At 69.6% G+C, this 22,928-nt stretch carries 15 protein-coding genes and 5 pseudogenes; 6 read left to right on the top strand and 14 right to left on the bottom strand.

What is annotated here, in order from left to right:
• Position 1: 1 nt before the first annotated feature.
• The 7 genes and pseudogenes from tap to ACYUED_RS45705 form a co-directional block, all read right to left on the bottom strand.
• Positions 2–1,183: pseudogene (gene tap, locus ACYUED_RS45735) on the bottom strand (telomere-associated protein Tap); the annotation flags it as partial.
• A 47-nt stretch (positions 1,184–1,230) separates the two neighbouring features.
• Positions 1,231–1,545: pseudogene (locus tag ACYUED_RS45730) on the bottom strand (exonuclease SbcCD subunit D); the annotation flags it as partial.
• A 159-nt stretch (positions 1,546–1,704) separates the two neighbouring features.
• On the bottom strand, positions 1,705–3,474 hold the full coding sequence (locus ACYUED_RS45725; RefSeq protein WP_491290266.1) for an RICIN domain-containing protein: 1,770 nt from the start codon (positions 3,472–3,474) through the stop codon (positions 1,705–1,707).
• A 196-nt stretch (positions 3,475–3,670) separates the two neighbouring features.
• Complete coding sequence (locus tag ACYUED_RS45720; RefSeq protein WP_104788882.1) at positions 3,671–4,492, bottom strand: carbohydrate ABC transporter permease; 822 nt, start codon at positions 4,490–4,492, stop codon at positions 3,671–3,673.
• Positions 4,489–5,472 (bottom strand): carbohydrate ABC transporter permease, encoded by a 984-nt coding sequence (locus ACYUED_RS45715; protein WP_491290265.1) that lies wholly within the window; start codon positions 5,470–5,472, stop codon positions 4,489–4,491. The genes ACYUED_RS45720 and ACYUED_RS45715 overlap by 4 nt, the downstream gene beginning before the upstream one ends.
• 115 nt (positions 5,473–5,587) lie before the next feature.
• Complete coding sequence (locus tag ACYUED_RS45710; protein ID WP_491290264.1) at positions 5,588–6,844, bottom strand: sugar ABC transporter substrate-binding protein; 1,257 nt, start codon at positions 6,842–6,844, stop codon at positions 5,588–5,590.
• A gap of 70 nt (positions 6,845–6,914) precedes the next feature.
• Positions 6,915–8,888 carry a glycoside hydrolase family 127 protein gene (locus ACYUED_RS45705; protein ID WP_491290263.1) on the bottom strand — a complete coding sequence of 658 codons (1,974 nt, stop codon included), beginning with the start codon at positions 8,886–8,888 and terminating at the stop codon, positions 6,915–6,917.
• A 260-nt stretch (positions 8,889–9,148) separates the two neighbouring features.
• Between ACYUED_RS45705 and ACYUED_RS45700 the strand changes: the two genes are divergently transcribed.
• The gene (locus ACYUED_RS45700) at positions 9,149–10,168 is read left to right on the top strand and encodes a LacI family DNA-binding transcriptional regulator (protein WP_491290262.1); all 1,020 of its coding nucleotides are present in this window, start codon (positions 9,149–9,151) and stop codon (positions 10,166–10,168) included.
• Positions 10,169–10,639: 471 nt separating this feature from the next.
• Here the strand turns inward: ACYUED_RS45700 and araD are convergent, their stop codons facing one another.
• The 4 genes and pseudogenes from araD to ACYUED_RS45680 form a co-directional block, all read right to left on the bottom strand.
• Complete coding sequence (gene araD / locus ACYUED_RS45695; protein ID WP_491290261.1) at positions 10,640–11,371, bottom strand: L-ribulose-5-phosphate 4-epimerase AraD; 732 nt, start codon at positions 11,369–11,371, stop codon at positions 10,640–10,642.
• 30 nt (positions 11,372–11,401) lie between these two features.
• The gene (gene araA, locus ACYUED_RS45690) at positions 11,402–12,919 is read right to left on the bottom strand and encodes an L-arabinose isomerase (RefSeq protein WP_491290260.1); all 1,518 of its coding nucleotides are present in this window, start codon (positions 12,917–12,919) and stop codon (positions 11,402–11,404) included.
• 66 nt (positions 12,920–12,985) lie between these two features.
• Positions 12,986–14,665 carry a ribulokinase gene (gene araB / locus ACYUED_RS45685; protein WP_491290259.1) on the bottom strand — a complete coding sequence of 560 codons (1,680 nt, stop codon included), beginning with the start codon at positions 14,663–14,665 and terminating at the stop codon, positions 12,986–12,988.
• A 611-nt stretch (positions 14,666–15,276) separates the two neighbouring features.
• Positions 15,277–15,822: pseudogene (locus ACYUED_RS45680) on the bottom strand (transposase family protein); the annotation flags it as partial.
• A 72-nt stretch (positions 15,823–15,894) separates the two neighbouring features.
• Between ACYUED_RS45680 and ACYUED_RS45675 the strand changes: the two are divergent.
• From ACYUED_RS45675 to ACYUED_RS45665, 3 genes are all read left to right on the top strand, one after another.
• Positions 15,895–16,278 carry a hypothetical protein gene (locus ACYUED_RS45675; RefSeq protein ID WP_491290258.1) on the top strand — a complete coding sequence of 128 codons (384 nt, stop codon included), beginning with the start codon at positions 15,895–15,897 and terminating at the stop codon, positions 16,276–16,278.
• A 112-nt stretch (positions 16,279–16,390) separates the two neighbouring features.
• Entirely contained in the window at positions 16,391–17,809 is a 1,419-nt protein-coding gene (locus ACYUED_RS45670; protein ID WP_491294747.1) for an IS30 family transposase, read from the top strand.
• A 92-nt stretch (positions 17,810–17,901) separates the two neighbouring features.
• Positions 17,902–18,819: a transposase gene (locus ACYUED_RS45665; protein WP_491290257.1), complete on the top strand. Its 918-nt coding sequence runs from the start codon at positions 17,902–17,904 to the stop codon at positions 18,817–18,819.
• Positions 18,820–18,873: 54 nt separating this feature from the next.
• On the opposite strand, the gene ACYUED_RS45660 is transcribed toward ACYUED_RS45665, so the two are convergent.
• Entirely contained in the window at positions 18,874–19,767 is an 894-nt protein-coding gene (locus ACYUED_RS45660) for a hypothetical protein (protein WP_491290256.1), read from the bottom strand.
• Between the two features lie 343 nt (positions 19,768–20,110).
• Here ACYUED_RS45660 and ACYUED_RS45655 point away from each other — a divergent pair.
• Positions 20,111–20,674, top strand: a pseudogene (locus tag ACYUED_RS45655) (NF041680 family putative transposase); the annotation flags it as partial.
• 412 nt (positions 20,675–21,086) lie between these two features.
• Here the strand turns inward: ACYUED_RS45655 and ACYUED_RS45650 are convergent.
• A complete protein-coding gene (locus ACYUED_RS45650) occupies positions 21,087–21,764 on the bottom strand; it encodes a hypothetical protein (protein ID WP_491290255.1) in 678 nt (225 codons plus the stop codon).
• Between the two features lie 305 nt (positions 21,765–22,069).
• Here ACYUED_RS45650 and ACYUED_RS45645 point away from each other — a divergent pair, with 305 nt between their 5' ends.
• Entirely contained in the window at positions 22,070–22,255 is a 186-nt protein-coding gene (locus ACYUED_RS45645; RefSeq protein WP_491290254.1) for a hypothetical protein, read from the top strand.
• A gap of 177 nt (positions 22,256–22,432) precedes the next feature.
• On the opposite strand, the pseudogene ACYUED_RS45640 reads toward ACYUED_RS45645, so the two are convergent.
• Positions 22,433–22,749: pseudogene (locus ACYUED_RS45640) on the bottom strand (DUF6192 family protein).
• Positions 22,750–22,928: the final 179 nt, after the last annotated feature.

Here is a 22,928-nt window from a genome sequence, read left to right as displayed (position 1 = left end):
CCTACTCCCCTTCGTCCAGGACGGCGTCGCCGCCCTTGATGTGGCGGGCCGGGTTGAGGCCCTTCTCCATCAGGTCGACCGCCCACAGCACCGACTGGACGCCCTCCAGCTTCGCCAGGCCCGGCGTGGGCCCGAGGCGGAACCCTCCGGGCTGCGGCTTCCCGGACGCGGCGTACGGCAGGAAGTCCAGCGGGCTCTCCCCCGGCGAGGGGTAGACGACGCAGTCGGACAGCACGGCGAGGGGGTACAGGCCGGTCATCTTCGCCATGTTGTTGAGCTTGCGGTGCATGTTGACCCGCGCCTTGCTGATGACGGCGGCGCGGATGTCGGGGCGCCAAGTCGGCCGCTGAAGGGCCGGCCACCGCTCGCCCTCCTTGTAGGACTTGCCCTGCGGGCGCTCCCGCAGCTTGCCCACGCCGCCCTTCACGGTCGCCTTGATGGCAGCGAGCACGGCGGCCATCGCCGGGTCGACCTGCTTGTGCTGCTCCATCGCGACGAGGAAGGCCCGCTCGTCCAGGTCCCGGGTGACACCGAGGTCGGCAAGGGTGTCGACGTACGCGGTCTTGAGACGGTCGTGCCACGGGTCCAGGTACGCGCCGGTCTCCCGGCGCAGGTACGCCTCGACCGGCTGGACGTTGTGGCCGAGCTCCTGGGCGTAGGCGACGGTGTGCGTCTGGTACCAGGCGGGGCCTGTCGGCCGGGTGCCGTCCGGGGTGAACGGGCTGGGCAGGCGCGGGTCCAGCTCAATGTGGGACAAGTCGACCAGCCACGAGCCGGGGATCTTCGGGTTGAACGTCGGGGCGCGGAAGTGATCCGGGGCGGACAGGCCGACGACCAGGCGGGCCGCGGCGGCGAGGAACGCCGTGTTCAAGTCCAGGCCGACCGCGAAGAACAGCATGCACTCCTCGTCACTGAGCAAGTCCACCGAGCGCACCCACTGGTACGCCTCTTCGTTGAGGAACCCGCCACTCCAGCCGGAATTGACGACGACGGGGTGCTCCGGGGTGGCTTCCGGGGGCGCCGGGTCCATCGGCTCCGTCCCCAAGCTGCCGGCGTTGTGGCCAGATACCCAGTTACCGGTCTCCAGGTCCTGCACGGCCTTCGTCGGCGGGCGCAGCGCCGTCATCAGCTCCAGGCCGCAGACCGCGGTGGAGCCGCACGGAGTGATGACCCGGGTCGCGTGTGGTGTGCGCGGCGCAGGCCTCACGCCATGAGGTGATCTCGTCTTCGGACCACGGATCGGGTGCCGGCCGCCTGGTAGTTGGTGAGGTCGGCGTGGATGCGGTCCAGGGCTGCGCTCAGCACTGCGCCGTCGGAGACGGCTTCGCCTTCCAGGCGGTCGCGGACCATCGATGGCTCGAGGCAGGGGATGCCATACACGGCCACGGGACCATCGGCGTCTTCGAGAAGGACCGGGATGTCGCAGGTGCCGGAGTCGGTCCTCAAGTGGATGCCGGCACGGGCAAGGAGGCCGGATCCGACGCCGAGGCGGTGCACGGAGTCGTGATTCCCACTGATCATGATGATCGGCACATCGAGGTCCGCGCCCTGGCCGACCGCGGAGTGCCCCGCGACCTCATCGACGTGTTCGCGGCCTCCCGCCGCTGGACCGGCACAGGCCCGCCCGAACCCGAAGGCACCCGGCCGGAGAGACAGCGGCCCCGCGCCCGCCGGACAGGCGGACGCGGGGCCGTTGGTGTTGCCTCAGCGGGAGGTGAGTTTCCACAGGTGGTCGGCAGTGCCGCTGTCGTCCCACTGCAGGACCTGCGCGCCGGACGCCTTGCTCATCTGGTTCACGCCGAGTACGAGACCGCTGTTGTAGTTGGCGATCTTGTAGTAGCCGCCGGGGGCCGGGATGAGCTGCCAGAGGTGGTCGGCGGTGCCGTTGTCACCCCAGATCAGGGCGGTGTCGCCGTCCGCGGTGCCCGCGTTGGTGATGCCCAGCAGCAGCCCGCTCTTCTGGTTGACGATCTTGTAGAGGCCCGATCCGGCGGCCACCAGGGTCCAGTTCTCGTCGGTGCCGGTGGTGGACGTGGCCTGGACGACCGAGGTGCCCGGGGCGGTGCCCGCGTTCAGGGTGTCCAGCGCGAGGCCGCTGTTCTTGTTGGTGATCTGGTAGCGGCCGGCCAGGGAGGTGTTGGTGCCGGTCGGGGTGATCACCAGGTGGTAGCCGTCGGAGGCATTCATCGTCACCGGGACCGTGATGGAGCCGTTCGAGACCGTGTAGTCGGCGTCGGAGATGGTGATCGGGCCGGAGGAGGCGGTCGTACGGCCGGTGTCGGGGCTGTACTCCAGCTTCACGTGGACCGTGCTGCCGAAGGCCGACAGCGACGAGAGGCCGTTGACCTTCACGGCGCAGGAGCCGGTGCAGCCGGCCGCGATGACGCTGATCTGGTTGCCCGCGCTGTTCAGGGACGCGAGACCGTCTATGCCCGTCTGGGCGGGCGGCGTGGTGGCCAGCATGTTGCCGGACATGTCGCCGTACCACTTGTACGTCCAGTAGGAGCCGTTGGGCGATCCGCCGGTGTCGGTGAGGGTGTCGCCGAGGGTGCCGTAGTGGTTCCAGAAGGCGAGCTCGGCATCATGAACACCGGCCCGCTCGAACTTGGCGGCGTAGCCGATGAGCGCACCGGAGTTGCCCATCTCCGTGGGCTTGCCGTACTCCTCGATGGAGATCGGGCGGGGACTGATGCCGAGGCTGCTCTCCAGTGCGCGGTAGTCGGAGATGTGCGCGGCGAGGTCCGTGCTGCCGTGCAGCTCGTGCCAGGCGATGACGTTGGGGACGGTGCCGCTGGCCTTGGCGTCGGTGAGGAACTGACTCATCCGGGCGTGGTCCCAGTGCTCGTAGCTCGGGCCCTGGATGGGGGTGGTGGTGTCGTGCGTCCGGATCTCGTTGAACGTGCGTGCCCAACCGTCGTTGTAGGGGCCGGCGTGGGTGGTGTCCCAGGTCCAGTCGGGTTCGTTCCAGATCTCGTACGCGCTGATGTTGGTGGCACCGGAGGCCTGCACGGAGGCGACCTGCTGGTCGACCGCCGACAGCCAGTCGCTCCAGCTGACCCACTGGTAGGGGAAGTTCGGGTACCAGTCCGGCATACGGGCGACCACCTTGGCGCCCGCGCGGGCCGCCTTCGGCGCCACGACGAGGGAGTCGCCGGCGGGGTTGGGCTCGTTGTTGGGCTTCTGGCTGCCGCCCGGGGCCATCTGTACGAAGGTGTTCGGCTTGAGGGCGCTCACCAGGCTGTCGGAGGGGGTGACGTCGTCGGCGAGGCCGTAGAGGCTGCCGGTGCCGACGTGGGTGACGGGCCGCAGGTTCTGCGCGGCGTTGACGACCAGGGTGGTGGAGGAGGTGGGGGTCGCCTGGGCGGAGGCTCCCGTCAGGACCACGGCGGTGGTGGCCAGGGTCGTGGCGAGGGCGACGGCGGTCGCGCGGCCGAGAGTTGCTCTGTGGCGGCGATGGAAGCTCAGGTGTGACATCAGCGGCTCTCCTGGGCGGGAGGGGGACGTGCAGGTGGCGCGGCGCGCCGGGGGGAGGCGACGGCTCGGGGGCCGGCCGGTTACGTGGGACGTGGGCCCTCGTGACGGGTGACAGCTCTGGACGGTGTACGGGCGGGACGGGGGCGGAGCGCGGTCCCAGCGGGTCGGGGGGCCCCGGGCGGAGGGCATCGTGGCATCAGTCCTTGACGGCGCCCGCGGTGACGCCCGCGGCCACGTAGCGCTGTGCGAGGACGAGCAGGACGGCCGCGGGCAGCGACGCGACGACGGCGGTGGCCATGATCGCGTTCCACTCCTGGTTGTTGTTGCCGATGTAGTGGTAGATGCCGAGCGTGATCGGCCGCCAGTCACCGCCACCGTCGAGCGTGTTGGCGAAGACGAAGTCGGACCAGGCCCACAGGAAACTGAAGAGCGAGACCGTGACGATCGCGTTGCGGCTCACCGGCAGGACGACGGACCGGAAGGTGCGGAAGGTACCGGCGCCGTCGATGCGGGCCGCTGCGATGAGTTCGCCGGGGATCCCGGACATGAAGGCTGTGAAGATCATGACGCCGAAGGGGACGGCGATGGTGGAGTCGGCGATGATCAGGCCCCACCAGGTGTTCTGCAGCCCCAGGTCGAGGAAGATGCCGTAGAAGCCCATCGCCATGACGATGCCGGGGATCATCTGGGCGACCAGCAGGACGAGGCCGAGGAGTCCCCCGCCGTAGGGCTTGAGCTTGGCCAGTGCGAAGCCGGCCGGGGCGGCGAGAAGGAGGGTGAGGACGACCGTGCCCAGACCGATGAGCAGGCTGGTGCCGAGGTAGGGCATCTGGTCGTTCAGCACGGCTCGGTAGCCCTCGAACGTGGGGTGCAGGGGCAGCAGATCGGGCGGGCTCTTGCGCATGTCCTGCTGCGGGGTGAGGGACACGTTGAGCATCCAGTACACCGGGAACAGCATCACGGCGGTCAGGACGAGACCGATGACGGTGTAACGGCGGGATCCAGTACGGGACTTCACGATTCCTGCCTCCTCTGGACGCGGATGTACAGCAGCCCGAAGACGAGGGCGATGAGGATGAGGATGTTGCCGACGGCGGCGCCGGGGCCGAACTTCGGCAGCAGGGTGCCGAAGCCGAGCTGGTAGGACCAGGTCGCCAGGGTGGAGGAGGCGTCGCCGGGGCCGCCCTTGGTCATGATCCAGATCAGGTCGAACACCTTGAGGGTGTAGACGAGACCGAGCAGCAGGGTGATCGCCGACACCGGCCGCAGCAGCGGGAAGGTGATGCGGCGGAACTGCTGCCAGGCGCTCGCCCCGTCCAGGGACGCGGCCTCGTACAGCTCACCGGGGATGTTCTGCAGGCCGCTGTAGAGGATGACCAGGTTGAACGGGATGCCGATCCAGACGTTGGCGATGATGACCGAGGTCAGCGCCCAGTCCGGGGAGTCGAGCCAGTTGACCGGTGCCACGCCCACCAGGTGGAGGGCGTAGTTGACGACGCCGGACTCGCTGTTGAGCATCCACGACCAGGTCGACGCCGACACGATCAGCGGCAGCAGCCAGGGGATCAGGAAGAGAGCCCGGAGCGTGCCGGCCAGCCGGAAGTGCCGGTTGAAGAAGACCGCGAGGGCGAGCCCGGCCACGTACTGGAACACGATCGACACGAAGGTGAAGATCATGGTGTGGCGCATCGCCGGGCCGAACGTGGGATCGTCGAGGACGGTCCTGAAGTTGTCCAGACCGGAGAAGGGCGCGTCGCCCGCCACGAACGACCGGACGGTGTAGTTGCGCAGGCTCAGGTCGAGGTTGCGGTAGAGGGGGTAGACGTAGAAGGCGGCGAGGTAGAGGGCCAGCGGGGCGAGGAAGGCCAGCGCGGTGAGCCGGCTCCTGCGGCGCTGTCGGCGCCGGAACGGCGAGGCGTCCGTCCGGTCAACGGTGCCGGTCGCCGCGAACTTGACCGTCGACCGCGGTGAGCGGCGGTCGAGGCGGGCGGTGGTCATGCGAACTCCTGGGTGCGGGTGGCCTGCCCGGGGCCGTGGTGGTCTCCGGGCCGTTGCGGGTGCCGTGTGGTTCTCGGAGGAAGGGCCCCGGGGCGTGCCATGAGGGCGCCGGGTGTCAGTTGCCCTTGCCGACGGCCGTCTGCGCGGCGTCGAGAGCGTCGTTGGGGCTCTTGCTGCCGGACAGGGCGGCCTGGACGGCGGTCCACATCGGCTGCGAGATGGTCGGGTACTTGGTGCCCAGACCGCCGCTGGTGCGACCGCGTGCCGCGGCCACCGCCGTGACCCACGGCTTGAGCTCGGGGTTCGACTTGACCTGCTCTGCCTGGACCGCCGCGGTGGGGGCGACATACGTCAGGGTGTTGTCCGTGGTCAGCAGGTTGGCTGAGTTGGTCAGGCAGGTGACGATCTTCTTGCTGACGTCGTAGCGCGAGGTGTCCTTCTGCACGGGCACGGTGACGAACTCGCCGCCGGTCGGCACGGGTGCCGAGCCGCCGTTCTGGCCGGGGATGCTGATGACGCCGTAGCCGAAGCCGGCCTTGGCCGCGTTGCCGAGCTGCCAGGTGCCGTTCTCGGCGAAGGCGTAGTCGCCGGTGGCGAACTCCTGCCAGCTGGTGGTCTGCGTGTTCTGCAGGACGTCCTTGGGCGCGTACCCGGATCCGACCCACTGCTTCCACAGGGACAGCGCGGCGACGCCCTTGTCCGAGTTCAGCTTGGTGAGGTCACCGCCGGCGCCCCAGAACCAGGGCAGGAACTGGAAGCTGCCCTCTTCCGTGTTGATCGCCGAGAAGGTGATGCCCTTCTTTCCGGCCGCCTTGACCTTCCCCAGGGCTGCCGTCAGCGAGGCCCAGTCCTTGATGGAGGCGGGGTCGACGTGCGCGGCGGTCAGGACCTTCTTGTTGTAGTAGAGGGCCAGCGTGTTGGCGCCGATCGGCACACCGTAGGAGGCGCCGTCGATCTCTCCCGCGCCGAGGATGTTCTTCTGGATCGGCTTGGTGTCCAGGCCGAGGTCACTGGTCTTGTTGAGGATTCCCGCCTCCACCATCGTGGACACGACCGGGTTGTCGACGAGCATCACGTCGGGCGCGTTGCCCTGCTGGGCGGCGAGCAGCGCCTTGTTGCCCAGGTCCGAGGTGTCCATGCCGGTGCGCTTGACCTTGACCCCGGCGTCGCTGCCGCACTTGCTGACGAGCTTGCCCCAGGCGGAGGAGGCGTCGAACTGCGGGTACGGGTCCCAGAAGGCGTACGTGCCGCCGGCCTTGCCCGAGCCCGACCCGGAGGCGGAGGAGTCGGAACCGCCGCCGCAGGCGGCTACGGAGGTGAGCGCGCCGATGGCGGCGATGGCGGCGATCAGGGTACGGCGGGTGTTTCTCATGGTGACCTCGTTGTCTCGGGGTGTTTCGCAGGGAGCGGGGGGAGGGCGGAGCGGGGAACGGCCGTGGGGTTCAGGAGGTGGGCAGCCAGACGCGCATGCTGCCGTCCTGGCGGTTGGCCCACGCGTAGTAGGGGATCGCGGTCAGTTCGAGGGGCTCGTCGGCCGGCGGCGCGTCGGTGGTCTCCGCGCTTCGGTACGGCCACCAGCCCGCGTCGGGGATCTGCCGGCGGTACCCTGCGGCCACGACGGTGGTGACTCCGCCGAGCAGCTCCGGACGGTGCTTCACGGCGAGCGGGTGGCCGGTGTCGAGGACGATGTCGTCCAGGCCGCCGCCGGGGTGGTCGACCTGCTCCAGGCAGTACACGAGCGGCCCGCGCTCGATCGCCACACAGCCGCGTACGGCGTCCACCCGCGGATCGGCGGCCGTGAGGCGGGGCTCCAGGCCGAGTTCGAGGACGACCTCGTCGCCGGGCGCCCAGGTGCGCTCCAGCCGCAGCCAGCCGTCGCTGACCGGCGCGTCGGTCCGGTCGTACACCGTGTCCCCGCACCGGACGCGGAACTCGCCGCACCACTGCGGGACGCGCAGCGAGAGGGTCCAGGGCCGGTCCGCTGGCGTCTCCTCCACGGTCAGTCCGATCACGCCCTGCCAGGGGTAGTCGGTCTCGCAGCGGACGGTGACGCCGTCGGCGGTGTAACGGCCGGTGACGTACTGGTGGACCTGGAGGCCGCCCTCGTCGCTGCTGGCCAGGTAGTGCTCCAGGGAGGCCACCAGCCGCATCGCGTTGGGCGGGCAGCAGGCACACTTGAACCAGCGGGTGCGGCGGGCCGACTGGTCGCCGCCGGGGTCGGTGTGGCCGTCGCGGACCTGGAGCGGGTTGACGTACAGCCAGCGCTCGCCGTCCAGCGACACCCCGGCCAGGAAGCCGTTGTACAGGGTGCGCTCGATGAGGTCGGAGTAGCGGGCCTCGCCGGTGAGCAGGGCCATGCGCCAGCTCCACTGGACGGAGGCGATGGCGGCGCAGGTCTCGCAGTAGGCGCGCTCGTTGGGCAGTTCGTACGGGTCGCCGAAGTCCTCCTCGTCGTGGTGGGCGCCCAGTCCGCCGGTGATGTGGGTCTTGGCGGTGGTCATCGCCGCCCACAGCCGTTCGGCGGCGGCGCGCAGTTCCGCGTCCCCGGTCTCGGTCGCCAGGTCGGTCGCGGCGGCCAGCAGGTACAGCTGGCGTACGGCGTGCCCTTCGACGTCGGTCGCCTCGCGCAGCGGGACGCGGTCCTGGCAGTACGCCTCGCCGCCGTGCGCACCGTGGCCGAAGCGGTCGACGAAGTAGCCGGCGAGGTCCAGATAGCGGCGTTCACCGGTCTCCCGGTACAGCTCCACCAGGGCGGTCTCCACCTCGGGGTGGGCGTCGACGCCGTCGAGGGGCTTTCCGCTGTCGGCGGGGCCGAAGACGCTGTCGATGTGGTCGGCGAACCTCACGGCCACGTCGAGGAGCTCGGGGCGTCCGGTGGCCCGGTGGTGGGCCACCGCGGCCTGGATCAGGTGTCCGGCGCAGTACAGCTCGTGGCCCCAGCGCAGGTCCTTGTACCGCTCACCGCCTTTGAGCAGCTGGAACCACGTGTTCAGGTATCCGTCGGGCTGCTGCGCGTCCGCGACGAGGGAGACGATCCGCTCCACGTCGGCCGCGAGCGGGCCGTCGTCCTCGGACGTCTCCTGGGCGAGCTGCCAGGCCGCGGCCTCCAGCCACTTGTAGACGTCCGAGTCCACGAACGGGTACGCGCCCTGGAACTCGCCCTCGGCGGTGCCCGCCACCACGCGCAGGTTCTGCAGGTTTCCCGCCGACTCCAGCAGGCCGGGGCCCTGGGGGATGGAGGTGCGCGCGTTGACCTCCCGCCGGGCGCCCCAGAAACCGGCGCTCACCTCGACGGTGGCGGGGGCCAGCGCCGTCTTGGCATCCGGACCGAGGCGAACCGGGCCCATGGGGGCGCGCCGCGCTTCGGGTGAGGCCGAGGACGGGGAGGAGGGCACGGCGGAACGTGGGCGGGACATGGCTCTCCGAAGAGGTAGAGGGGAAAACGGGTAGAGTCCGGCGCACGTTGGATGTTCATGCGTCCCGGGAACGGACTGGCGGCTCACCGAATCCTCGAACCCGTTTGGGCAAACGTTTTTCTGCGGGAAACGTAAGTAGCCGGCGAGCCTGAGTCAAGGGGTGCGTGGCAAGTTTCTTCCGGCTGGCTGTCGGGGCTGGCCAGCGTCCGGGAAGGGTGCCAGGATGGGCACGCCGACGTCGTCTAGGAAAAGGATTGCGCGTGACCGCCGTTTCAGGTTCTCCCCAAGCCGGGCGGGCGAAGCTCGCCGATGTTGCCGAGCTGGCCGGCGTCAGTGTGGGGACGGCCTCAAAAGCGCTGAACGGCAGCGGCCGGATGCGGCCCGAGACTCGGCAACGGGTCCTGGCCGCCGTCGAGGCGCTCGACTTCCGGCCCAACCAGCATGCGCAGAGCCTGCATACGGGCCGTAGCTGGACTGTTGGGCTGATGACGACCGACGGCATCGGCCGCTTCAGCACTCCTGTGCTGCTGGGCGCCGAAGACGCGCTCGGCGCGGGGAAGATCTCCGTGCTGCTGTGCGACACCCGTGGCGACGCCATCCGCGAGCAGCACCACCTGGGCAACCTCATGGACCGCCGGGTGGACGGCATCATCGTGACCGGCCGGCGCACCGACCCACGCCCTCCTTTGACGGGCATCGAGCAGATACCGACGGTCTACGCACTCTCGCCGTCCACCGACCCGGACGACATGTCGGTCGTGTCCGACGACCGCAGCGGAGCGCAGCTGGCAGTCGAGCATCTGCTGGCGACGGGCCGCACCCGGATCGCACATGTGACCGGCCCGGCACATCACGCGGCCGCCCGCGACCGCGCCCAGCACACCGTCGAGCTGCTCGAAAGCTCTTCGCTGGAGCTCTCCTCCGGCCGGGTGCACTTCGGCGAGTGGAGCGAGGCATGGGGACGCCGCGCCGCCGAGGCGATCCTGCGTACCGCACCGGACACGGACGCCTTCTTCTGCGGTAACGACCAGATCGCCAGGGGCGTCGCCGACAGCCTGCGCGAGAACGGCGTGGACGTCCCCGGCAGGGTGGCGGTCGTGGGCTACGACAACTGGGATGTCATGGCCCTGGCGTGCCGCCCTCCCCTCACCACGATCGACACGGATCTCGCCGAGATCGGCCGACAGGCCGCGCTGCGGCTACTGGACGCCATCGGCGGCAACCCGGAGCCAGGCGTGCGCACCGTCCCCTGCCGCCTCGTCGTCCGCGAATCGAGCTGAGCCGCCGGACGAATCGGGCCAGGCTGAGCCGCCGCGAGGGGCGTTCAGGTCCGGCCGCACACACCTGGTTGCGGCCGGTTCCGCACGAGGGCCACCCCTGCCGAGGGACGAGCCGGAAGCCGTGTCCGGCGTCCGGCGACCGTTCGACGAGCCCTCCGCGAGACACCCCAGGTCTGCTCCCGCAAGTCCGCGGCCGGCCGGCACCTGCGTGCGGGTGCCGGCACCGTTTCGACGAGGTTTCCGCCCTGGCGAAGCCGGTGCCCAGGGGACCCGGAGCGCTCCCCAGGACGTACCCCGAGGTCGTGCCAGGACGCCGCCCCCTCCCCCGGGCCGGCGTCGGACTTCCTCCGCCGTCGTCACCACCGGTCCGGCCTGCGGCCGGGCAACGCGGAAGCACACGAAGGGGCGGGCTCCCTCCGACCACGGCGGGTCGGATGAAGCCCGCCCCCGGCGAGGCTGCGGGTACGGCGGTCACACCGAGGCGGTGAGCCCTGGGTCAGGGTTGCCGTAGTAGGCGTCGGGGCCGTGTTTGCGGGTGTAGTGCCGGGTCAGGAGGTGCTCAGGTGGCGGAGCCGTCGGGAAGAGGGACAGGGTGTGCAGGGCGATGTCCGCGACGGCCTCGCAGATGATCGCGTGTTCCAGGGACTTGCGGGCGCCGGTGCCCCAGGTGAAGGGGCCGTGGTTGGCGACCAGGGCTCCGGGGACCTCGCTCGCCCTGCGATCGTCCCTCTCCAGCATCTCCACGATGACGTGGCCGGTGTTGTACTCGTAGTCCTTCGCGCACTGTTCGGCGGTCAGGTCCGGCGTGCAGGGGATGGGGCCGTTGAAGGAGTCGGCGTGGGTGGTGCCGAGGACGGGTATCTCGCGGCGGGCCTGGGCGAAGGCGACCGCGTGGGTGGAGTGGGTGTGGGTGACCCCGCCGATGGACGGGAACGCCAGGTACAGGCAGCGGTGGGTCTCGGTGTCGGTGGAGGGGCGCAGGTGGCCGTCGACGATCGCGCCGTCGGAGAGACGGACGGTCACCAGGTCGTCGAGGGCCAGATCCTCGTAGCGGACGCCTGAGGGCTTGATGACGAACACCCCGGCCTCCCGGTCGACCCCGCTGACGTTTCCCCAGGTCAAGGTCGCCAGACCGACCTGCGGGATGGCGAGGTTCGCCTCGAGGACCTCCTGTCGCAGCCCGTCGCGGACGCGCACGCTCATCGGTCGTCTCCTTCGGTACGGGGTGGGGGGTCACAGGGCCTGCGCCAGACGGTGGTAGGCGGCGTTCCAGCGGATTTCCTTGCCGAACTGCCCGGTGCTGGTGTTCTCGTCGATGGTCAGCAGCTCGACACCGGTCATGGACGCATAGTCGGTGAGCGTCTCCAGATCGACGGCCGAACTGAGCACGGTATGGTGCGGGGCGCCGGCCAGCAGCCAGCTCTCGGCCGACTCCGCCAGTGACGGGCGCGGCTTCCAGACCGCCCGCGCGACCGGAAGGCGGTGCAGCGGCTCGCTGGGGGCGATGACGTCGACGGCGTTCGCGGTGAGCCGGAAGCGGTCGCCGAGGTCGGACAGTCCGACGACGACTGCGGGGCCGGGCGCCGCGTCGAAGACGAGGCGGACGGGGTCCTCGCGGCCGCCGATGGACAGGGGGTGGATCTCGCAGCGGGGGCGGGCGGCCGCGATGGACGGGCAGACCTCCAGCATGTGGGCGCCCAGGACGCGGGGGGTGCCGGGGCCGAGGTGGTAGGTGTAGTCCTCCATGAAGGAGGTGCCGCCGGCCTGACCGAGGCCCATGACCTTCATCGCGCGCAGCAGGGCGGAGGTCTTCCAGTCGCCTTCGCCGCCGAAGCCGTAGCCGTCGGCCATGAGGCGCTGGACGGCGATGCCGGGCAGCTGGCGCAGGCCGCCGAGGTCCTCGAAGTTGGTGGTGAAGGCGGTGAAGCCGCCCTCGGTGAGGAAGGCCCGCAGGCCGAGTTCGAGACGGGCCGCGTACAGCAGGGAGTCGTGGCGGATGCCGCCGGGGCGCAGGGCCGGGACGACGTCGTACGACTGGACGTACTCGGCGGCGAGTTCGGTGGCGGCCTTGTCCTCGACCTGGTCCACGACGGCCACCAGGTCGTTGACGGCGTAGGTGTTGACGGAGAAGCCGAACCGCAGCTGGGCCTCCACCTTGTCGCCCTCGGTGACGGCGACGTCGCGCATGTTGTCGCCGAAGCGAGCGAGGCGCAGGGTGCGGGAGGCGTGGCGGCCGACGGCGGCGCGGGCCCAGGCCGCGATACGTCTGACGACACGGGGCTCGGTGGCGTGACCGGCGACGTTCTTGCGGTCGACGCCGACGCGGGACTCGATGTGGCCGAACTCGCGGTCGCCGTGGGCGGCCTGGTTGAGGTTCATGAAGTCCATGTCGATGCTCGGCCAGGGCAGCGACAGGTTGTACTGGGTGTGCAGGTGCAGCAAGGGCCGGTCAAGGGCGCTGAGACCGGCGATCCACATCTTCGCGGGCGAGAAGGTGTGCATCCACACGATCACGCCCACGCAGGTGTCGGAGGCACTCGCTTCCTGGCACATCCGGCGGATCGAGTCGGAGTCGGTGAGGACCGGCTTCCACACGATCCGGACCGGGACCTTGTCGGGCTGCCCGAGGATCTCGGCGATGCTCCGCGACTGCTCGGCCACCTGATTCAGGACGTCGTCGCCGTACAGGCCCTGACTGCCGGTGAGAAACCAGACCTCCTGGTCGGCGTACGGCTGGGCTGATGCGCTCATGATGGGTTCCTTTCCGGACGTTCAGGTGGTGCGAGCCGGCAGGGCGTTGCCGGGCTGCGGGAAGGCTCAGGCGGACGCTTCGACGCGGATACGGCGCAGGCGGTGCATGACGTCGTTGGCGCCTCGGCCGAAGTAGTCGTGCAGCACCCGGTACTCCGCGTACAGGCGCTCGTAGGCCGCAGCACGCTCCGGGTCGGGCTGGTAGACACCTCGCCGGACCTTGCCCATGGCGTGCGCTGCGGCGCGGATGTCGGGGTACGCCCCGGCGGCGACCGCGGCGTGCATGGCGGCGCCGAGGGCCGGGCCCTGGGCGGAGCCGATGACGCCGAGCGGGCGGCGCGTGACATCGGCGTAGATCTGCATGAGCAGGGCGTTCTTCGTCAGGCCGCCTGCGATGATCAGTTCCTTCACCGGTACGGCGGCGGCCTCGAAGGCGTCGATGATGGTGCGGGTGCCGAAGGCGGTGGCCTCGAGCAGGGCGCGGTAGACGTCCTCGGGGCGGGTGGACAGGGTCTGGCCCACGAAGACGCCGCTGAGGTCGTGGTCGACCAGGATCGACCGGTTGCCGCTGTGCCAGTCCAGGGCGATCAGGCCGTGCTCGCCGACGCTCTGCCCGGCCGCGAGCTCGGTCAGGTACTCGTGCGGGCTCTGCCCCGCGGCCGCGGCACGCGCGGCGTACTGGGCGGGCAGGCTGGTGCGGATGAACCAGGCGAAGATGTCGCCGACGCCGCTCTGGCCGGCCTCGTAGCCCCACATTCCGGGCAGGATGCCGCCATCGACGACACCGCACATGCCGGGGACCGTGCCTTGCTGGTCCGAGCTCATCACATGGCAGGTGGAGGTGCCCATGATGGCGACCATCTGGCCGGGCTCCACGGCGACCGCCGCCGGGGCCGTCACATGCGCGTCGACGTTGCCGACGCAGACCGCGATGCCCTCCGGCAGGCCCGTCCAGGCGGCGGCCTCGGCGGTCAACCGCCCGGCCGCCTCGCCGAGTTGGCCGATCGGCTGGTCCAGCTTGTCGGTGACGAAGGCAGCGAAGTCCGGGTGGAGGGCGGCCAGGTAGTCGGGTGACGGGTAACTCCCGTCCTGGTACTGGCCCTTGTAGCCGGCCGTGCAGGCGTTGCGGACATACGCGCCGCACAGTCGCCAGACGATCCAGTCCGCCGCCTCCAGCCAGCGCTCGGTGCGCTGGTAGATCTCCGGGTCCTCTTCCAGGACCTGCAGCGCCTTGGCGAACTCCCACTCCGAGGAGATCTTGCCGCCGTACCGCTTCAGCCATGGCTCCTTCCGCTCGGCGGCCAGCGCATTGATCCGGTCGGCCTGGCCCTGGGCTGCGTGGTGGCGCCACAGCTTGACGTAGGCGTGCGGGCGGGCGGTGTACTCGGGCAGCTCACACAGCGGTGTGCCGTCGGAGAGCGTCGGCAGGACCGTGCAGGCGGTGAAGTCGGTGCCGATGCCGATCACCTGCTCCGGCCGCACTCCGGCACGGGCGAGAGCCTCGGGTACGGCGGTGCGCAGGACGTCGGTGTAGTCCGAGGGCACCTGCAGGGCCCAGTCGGGGGGCAGCGGCGTACCGTCGGGCAGCTCCCGGTCGAGAACGGCGTGCCGGTACGGGTGCTCCGCGACGCCCAACTCCGCACCGTCCCGGACGCGGACCACCACAGCCCGCCCTGACAGGGTGCCGAAATCCACCCCGACGACACAGAGGTCGAGGCTCGTCGATTCAACATGCTCTGCGTGCACAGGTCGTCCTTAGTGCGTTTGGATGATCTGGGGCGGCGAGCAACCATTGTTCGAGATATCGGTCACTGTTCGGAATGTTGAACAGCGGACACCGTCTGCAAACATCCCCATCAGGGCCGCACGGATCCACGTCCTACGACACCGATGAGAAAATGATTGCTCACTTCGCTGCGCCATCTTGACCCGTCAAGGCCCGCACGTAAACCCCTGATAGCGTCCCCGTGTGAGCGACCAGCCCGATACGGCTTCCCTGGCCGAAAGAATCGCCCACACGCTGGGCTAATCTCCAACGAGTGACGCCTGTCACATCAACTCTGCCGGTCAGTGGACCCAGGCGACGAGGCGGTGCACGCCGACCCCGGTTGACGGCGTGATCACGCGACTTCACTCTCGAGAGAGAAATCGTTTTCTCGGGAGTATCGTGCTCGAGTCCTGCTTGGACAAAGACATCCACAGCACCGCCCCTGCCGAAAACCACAGGAACCGTCTCACCGCAAGAGCCAAGGCGGGGCCACTTCGCCCCGTCACCACCCCTCAATGCGCCCGCGCGACCCACCAACTGGGGCCGCTCGAAGCCAACATGCCGGGGCCGCTGAACAACGTCACGGCCAGCCCCGGTAGCCGCCGTCCGCGATGACCGTGGTCTTACCGACGGCCTTCTTTGCGCCGGACAACTCCCATGCCTTGCAGTCGTTGCGGTTGCCCGGCAGTGGTCGGCCGACAGCGACGACAAGTCGTGTGTCGGCGTCGATGACGACTTGGTGGTTGGTGGAATACCGGTAATTCTTCGACTGCTCGGCGACGGTGTGGTCGCGTGTGGGCACCAGGGTGCCGTCCACGATCAGCACAGTGTCCCGGCGGAACCGCCTGCGTGGCTGGAGCGCAAGCGCCGGGCCGAGGTCGTCGACCATGCGATCGGCCGCAGACTTCGACACTCCGAACAGCGGCGCCAGTTGGCGCAGTGTGAGGTTGGTGCGCCAGTACGCGGCGACCAGCAGAACCCGGTCTTCCAGCGGCAGGCTCCACGGCCTGCCCTTGCGCACCGGATCCGCACCCTCACGCCGCAACGCGCTGATCAGCTTGCCGAACTGACGCGGGCTCAACCCGGTGAACGGGCTTATCCAGGACGGCTCCGACGCCGTGATCACACCAGCCACAGCGAGATCATTTCAGTTGCCGTCGCCCGTTCCTCAGGCCGATCCTGTGGGCTCGGTCAACGAGGAGGACACGTGGGGCTCGTTCTGTTCCCAGGAGACGACGACACCAGCAGCCCGGATGTGTCCTGGTCCTACACCGGCTTCGGAGTGTTCCGGCGGTGGCTGGCGCAGGCCGAGGGGTTCGAACTAGACGAGATGGACGGCTTCGGTGGACAGCGCCCCTGGAACGACTTCTCCACCACCCTGGCACCACTCCTCAATCATCCCGACGACGACGGCCCCGACCTGACACCGATCCAGTGCGCCGCGATCCTGCCCCGCCTGCAAGAGATCGCCGACCAGCCGCAAGAGGGAAGCATCGACCCGCTCCTCCGGCGGCACCTCGACGACGCCCGCCAGTTCGCGGTCGTCCTACAGCTCTGCATCGAGAAGGACGTCGATCTCCTCTTCGGCTGACGTCGGCCGGCGCCACGGGCTCACTGTGACCAGCAGTTACGGGGTGGATTCAACTGGTCGTCGCAACACTTTGATCTCGGAGGTGTGCGACGTGGCCACGGCGGACTGGAGTTTGAAGACCAGCGATGTTCCGGAGGGTCGGCGTCGGCAGTGGCGCGCTGATCGTGCGTTGCGGCCGGCGATGCGTTCGCCGGGGCGGCCTGATCCGTCTCGAGTCGTGCAGCGCCAGTTCTGGCGGCTGATCGCCACAGGGGTCACGACGGTGGAGGCGTCGTTGGCGGTCGGCGTGTCGTGGCCGGTGGGTGCGAGGTGGTTTCGTCACGCTGGCGGCATGCCTCCGATCTCGTTGGCCGAGCCCACGGGCCGGTACCTCGCGTTCGAGGAGCGCGAGGAGATCGCGATCCTCAGGGCGATGAACAAGGGCGTGCGCGAGATCGCCCGCGCCCTGGGGCGTGACCCCGGAACGATCTCTCGCGAACTGCGCCGCAACGCCGCCACGCGCAGCGGCAAGCAGGAGTACCGCGCGACGGTCGCCCAGTGGAAAGCACAGCAGGCCGCCAAGCGCCCGAAGACCGCGAAGCTCACAGGCAACGACAGGTTGCGTGAGTACGTGCAGGACCGGCTCGCCGGCAGCGTCCGCCGCCCCGACGGCACGATCGTCATCGGGCCCAAGACGCCCGCGTGGAAAGGGCTGAACAAGCCGCACCGGCAGGACAGAAGATGGGCGACGGCATGGAGCCCGGAGCAGATCTCGCACCGGCTCCATGCCGACTTCCCCGATGATGAGTCCATGCGCATCAGCCACGAAGCGATCTACCAGGCGCTGTTCATCGAGGGCCGTGGCGCGCTCAAGCGGGAACTGGTCACGTGCCTGCGCACCGGCCGGGCGCTGCGGACTCCCCGTGCACGGTCGCAGAACAAGCCGCAGGGGCATGTCACCGCGGACGTCGTCCTCAGCGAACGCCCCGCCGAGGCTGGGGACCGCGCGGTCCCCGGACACTGGGAAGGTGATTTGATCATCGGGACGGGTCGCTCCGCGATTGGCACGCTGGTCGAGCGCAGCAGCCGCTCCATGCTCCTGGTGCACCTGCCCCGGCTCGAGGGCTGGGGCGAGAGTCCGCCCGTGAAGAACGGCACCTCACTCGGGGGCTATGGCGCGATCGCGATGAACGCGGCGCTCACGACGTCGATGACCCGGCTGCCCGGGCAGCTACGCAAGACCCTCACCTGGGACCGCGGGAAGGAACTCTCCGGCCACGCCCAGTTCGCCATCGATACCGGGACGAAGGTGTTCTTCGCCGATCCCCACTCGCCCTGGCAACGACCGACGAACGAGAACACGAACGGGCTGCTGCGTCAGTACTTCCCGAAGGGCACCGATCTGTCCCGGTGGTCCTCCACGGACCTCGAAGCCGTAGCCATGGCGATCAACAACCGGCCCCGCAAGACCCTCGGCTGGCGGACACCCGCCGAGGTCTTCGAAGAGCAGCTACGCTCGCTGCAACAGCCCGGTGTTGCAACGACTGGTTGAACTCGCCCGGGACAGGACTTACGACCTCGTGCACGGTTGGCCGTGGCTCGGCGTCCGGGTGGCTCGTTGGAAGGGGCATGGTGGGGGCTGGGGTGCGTGAGTTGATTGTGGCGGAGTACCGGGTCACCGGGTTGTCGGCGACGGTGATCGCTGAACTCGTCGCTGAGGTAGGGCCGTTGTGGCACGAGCTGCATCAGGCTCGCCTTACCGCTCGGCCACGGCAGCGGGCGGTAGGAGCCGGGGCGAAGCACAAGTTCGTCTTCTTCGATCGGCCGTTGGCCACGTTGGTGAGCCTGCGCCATGGCACCACGCACGACGTGCTGGCCTGCTGGTTCGGCGTGGACCGCTCCACCATCACCCGCGCCATCGGCGAGGTACGGCCCCTGCTGGCGCAACGGGGCTGCACCGTCGCCCGGGGCATCCGGCTACGCACTCTCGCCGAGGTCATCGAGTACTTGGGTGCGGGCGGGACCGGCATCATCGACGGCACGGAGGTCCGCGTGCGACGCCCCGCCCCAGGCCGAAAGGACCGGGACAAATTCGTCTCCGGCAAGACCAAACAGAACGCCGTGAAGTCCATGGTCGTCACGGACGCCGAGGGGCGCGTACTGTTCTGCAGCCCGGTCCGGCCCGGCAGTTGCGCCGACATCACCCAGGCCCGCCAGCTGGGCCTGGCCCAGCTCCTGGCCGGCGGCCCGTACCTGGAGATCCTCGCGGACGCCGGCTACCAGGGCATGGGCGCGCAGACCGGCGGACGCGTGTTGACGCCCCCACATCGCAAGTTCAAGAAGAACGCTCCAGCCTGGTACGAGGAAAGGCACGAGCAGCAGCGCAAGGCGCACTCGACACGACGCATCCGGGTCGAGCACGGCATCGCACATCTGAAGAACTGGCGGGCTCTCGCCCGGCACCTTGGCCGCCGCGAGCACATGAGTGACATTGTCCAAGCCGTCGCGGGACTGCTCTCACACCAGCAGACCGCAACCCTCGGCCACGGTCTTCGAGCGTGAACTCCGACCACGCCACACACCTCGACGTACCACCGCCAACCGTGCACGAGGTCGTTAGCGGCCGAGGGCCTGTCGCACGGACAGGTTGTGGTACTTCCGCAGCCGGTACAGCTCCCAGCACGACAACACCGTCACCGACACCGGAGCGCCGAGCAGAAACACGATCCGGGCAAGGACGGGAACCTCGGCGTTCGCGTTGTTGACCATGTCGAGGGTGGCCATCACCCACGCCAGCAGGGTGGCGAGAACCGGCGGCAGCACCTCGTGGATGTCGGCGGTGCGGAACACGTGGTTGAGGCAGAGCGCGATCCCGTACAGGGCGAATCCCAGCGACCATGTGCAGAGGGCGATGAGGACGACCATGCCGGGAATCCCGATGGCGTCACGGAAGCCAGTGGTCGCCGAGTCGGGCGCGACGGCGAGGGGGAACGTTGCCATGGACCCCATCAGAGCCGCCACCGCCCCGAAGGGCTTCAGGGACCGCCGCAGGTAGAGCCGGCGCAGCGCGCCCTGCGCGGCGAACGCGAACAGGGCGATCACGAACGGGAAAGCGCACACGAGGAAGAGTGTGCTGGTCCAGCTCTGGTCGAACTTGTCGCTCGCGACGGCGTTGGCACCCTTGGCCGTGTCGACCGGCTCGTACGACATGACCAGCACGAGCCAGGCGGCGGCGCCGAGCCCGGTCCGCCACATTTGGATCTTGCGTACCGTCAGGTCCTCGACGGCGTCCGGGCGCGAGGGACGAAAGGCCCGCTGGGCGGCGTAGAACGGGTTGTAGACGCACTTGAGGATCCGCTGCCCGCGCGTCAGCGGCGGCCGGGGTGGTAGCGGGAACGGCGGCTGCGGGCCACCGCCGTGCGGTTGTGACGGGTACGGGCCCCAGCCCTGCGGATGTCCCGGAAAGCCCTGCGGCGGCACAGGGGCGGGCTGCGGCGGGTAGGGCCCCACGCCGGGACCGGCGGGGTACGGGTGGGGTCCGCCTCCAGGGTAAGGCTGAGGGCCGGGACCTGGGCCCGGCTGTCCACCGGGGCCGTATCCGGGTCCGCCCGTCGGACCCCACTGACCATTGCCGTGCGTACTCATCCCGTGCGCCCCCGATGTTTTCGTCTGTGCCATGCGCAGCGTGGCTCGAACCATCCGCTCGGCGTGCGGCGTGATCCTACCCATGCCGGGTGGGTCGTGCAGATGGTGGCACTCGCCCTGGCCCCGAGCGTGTTCGACGACCCAGGCCGCCAGTGGGCGCAGGTCCTGGCCACCGTTGCCGAAGCCGTCCCGGTGGTCCTGGTGGGCACACCCGGACCGATCCCTGATGGCCAAGCCGGAGACCTGGCCGGAGCCGACAGCAGTGACCCTCAACGACACGCCCCGCTACAGCAAGGCCGAGGCCCGCGCCGGGGACCGGCTCCACCCCCGGCTCACCCACCGCTCGCCTGGATCGACCTGGACGGCGAACTCCCCCTGATCGAGGGCACGTTGATCCGACTCAAGGTCGAGCATCTGCCCGGCGACCGTGACGCGCCGCCGGTCTGGCTGTGGTCCTCCGCGAACCGGCGCCGCCCCGGGACGACGTCGACTTCCTCTGGTCGTGCTACCTGCGCAGATTCGACCTTGAGCACACGTTCCGCCTGTTCAAGCAATCCCTGGGCTGGACCCGCCCCCGGCTGCGCGACCCACGGGCGGCGGACCGGTGGACGTGGCTGGTGATCGCCGCGCACACCCAGCTCCGCCTCGCGCTGCCGCTGGCAGCCGACCGGCGCAAGCCCTGGGAGGCCGGCACCCCGCCACCCGCTACGACGTGGGCAAGACCGTCAAACGACCCGAGACCCTCGTCGCTCTGCGTAATGGCCGATGTTAAGGAGCAAGGTAAGCTCGACTTTCGCTGTTTTCGTAGGTCATGGGGCGGTGTTGGCGCTGGCTGTAGCCCAGGCGTGCTGACGGCGCGGATTTCGTCGGGGGTGGGCTGGGCTGGGTCGGTCGCGGAAAACCGGGCGGCGGAGCTTGGCGGCCCTGTCTGCGAAGGACAGCTCGGCCTTGGTCCTGTACCACGGTGAGAGGCGGCGCCATTTCCACCGTACGAGCTCATGACGTATCCCCGTTATCCTGCCCTGTTGAGCCCGCCGAACCTTGCAGCCGGCCCCCGACCAGCGCGGCGGCGTCCACCCTGCCGCAGGCATCGCGCAGGAGCGAGGACACGTCGTGGGGACGCACGGGTCGCGGTCGACATCGGACACCCCGACCTGCGATGTGGCTCCTGCACGCCGCCCGTCTCAGGTGCGGGCCGGCGGCAAATCCTCTGCCCGGCTGCCCCGTATGAGACGCGGGATCCGCCCCGCTTCGGGTGCACCCGGGCGAGTCATTCCGACAGACGTGAACGTCGCTGCCGCCACCGTGGCGGCAGCAGTGAACGCGACAACCAGCCAGACACCCCCGACAGGGGCGTTCGTCTGCGGCGCGGCGAACCCTCCGGGCACCGCATACACCACGATCCGGTCTCCTGCCTCCGCGCTGGCGGGGCACGCCTCGCCCGGCGAGACGAAGTCCGACTCCCTGAGGCTCCGTTCGAGTTCGGTACCGTCGAGCCGCTCCAGCGAGCACTCCCACCAGGATCCGGTGACTTTCCCCGTCGGCGCGTTCCTCTCATGCCGCACGGCCTTGGTGACGACGGTCTGAAGCGGCTTGCCCCACACGTCGAGCACGGCCTGGTCGAGAAACGTCGCCAACCCCACGGCCAGCAGACACTCCACGAGTGCGGCCGCTCCGAAGTGCCAAGGATCAAGGCGGATGAAACACGCGGAGATCGCTGCGAACCCCAAGCCGAGGAGCAACAGCGTCGCGACAACGGCCACCACCGGGTGAGGCCACCACGCGGGCACGAGCACCACCAAAACCACGGCCAGCCCGCACGTCAGGACCGAAGCGGTGCCCCCCACCAGCGCACCGGCCACCCACAACCGCGGGCTCCCGCTCACCGACACCTCCCCCACCGCCCAATCGTCCCGTGCACTTTCATGCCCAGCCTGCGGGCGGCCCACGCGCGAGCGACTGTCCCATGTCCGACCGACCCACCTGTCGCCCCAACTGAGACGTCCTTGGGCCGCCTGATCCGGCTGTGTGAGGGAGTGACGCTTCCGCGGTGATGCCGTTGTCCTGGGCAGCGCGTAACTCCGTATCACCCCTGGGACCGTGGGGGCGACGGATCCGGCTTCGGCCGGGCCCGTCTCTCCTTTGCGTGGGGCGAGTTGGGCTGTCCTTGCTGATCTTCCTGCCGATCGGGCTCTGCCTGGCGTTCAGCTCCAGCGAGAACATCGGCGTCCAGACGCCGGAATTCGTCCACTTCGGCAGCGAGACCGCTCGGGAAGGGTTCAGCTATGTCACGCGCAACACCCGCCGGGGCGAGGGCGTGAGCTGCAGCGGGCATGCCGCTCCGGCCACGTGATGCGGGGCCTGTCCGGGCCGATGGCCGAAGGACAGGAGACCAGAGGGCCCGGCACAGTGTCGGCGGGTCCGCGCGCTCCGCTCAGCTGCGGTCGTTGAGGATGAGGGGTTCGGACACCGCCGTGCCGCCTGGGAAGCGCTCCACCTGGACGTGAGCGGGGACGCCCCGCCCCATCACCTACTCACCCGAGCTTTTCAGCAGCCTCATCAGTTGCTCGTCCAGGTCGACCTCGCCGCGGGTGACGGCGTTCTCGATCCAGTCCGCCGCGGCGCGCACCCGCGACAGGCCGCGCTCGATCGTGTCGCGCTCGGCGTCGTCGTAGGACTCGCCCTTCAGGTTCGGCACGATCCGGCCGGCCGTGGCGACGAACCGGACCAGGCCGCGACCAGGTCCATGAACTGCGTGCCGTGCTCCATCCGCGCCAGCTGCGGGGCGGCCTCCTGGTGGACGTACTGGGCCTGCTGGCGGAACCGGTCGAACTGCGCCTCGTTCACGGCATGCGGCCAAGCGTCCTCTTGGCTCTCCCATCGTGCGCTGGGCCACGGCGTACCCCTCCTCTCCCGAGACCATCACCGCACGTTGAGCACCTTAAGCACACACGACAGGACGGCGCCGGGGGGCGATCCGGTTCCGAAGTGCAGGCATGGACCACGGCCTTGGAGCGCTTCGCCCC

The organism is Streptomyces sp. DF42 (assembly GCF_058267695.1).
Note: the sequence above shows the minus strand (reverse complement) of the source record. Positions and strands in the feature narration are given on the sequence as shown.

Bases quoted from the DNA above. Each gene is read 5' to 3' on its own strand.
- ACYUED_RS45725 (WP_491290266.1), bottom strand. From the start codon at position 3,474: ATGTCACACCTGAGCTTCCATCGCCGCCACAGAGCAACTCTCGGCCGC.
- ACYUED_RS45715 (WP_491290265.1), bottom strand. From the start codon at position 5,472: ATGACCACCGCCCGCCTCGACCGCCGCTCACCGCGGTCGACGGTCAAG.
- ACYUED_RS45710 (WP_491290264.1), bottom strand. From the start codon at position 6,844: ATGAGAAACACCCGCCGTACCCTGATCGCCGCCATCGCCGCCATCGGC.
- ACYUED_RS45705 (WP_491290263.1), bottom strand. From the start codon at position 8,888: ATGTCCCGCCCACGTTCCGCCGTGCCCTCCTCCCCGTCCTCGGCCTCA.
- araD (WP_491290261.1), bottom strand. From the start codon at position 11,371: ATGAGCGTGCGCGTCCGCGACGGGCTGCGACAGGAGGTCCTCGAGGCG.
- araA (WP_491290260.1), bottom strand. From the start codon at position 12,919: ATGAGCGCATCAGCCCAGCCGTACGCCGACCAGGAGGTCTGGTTTCTC.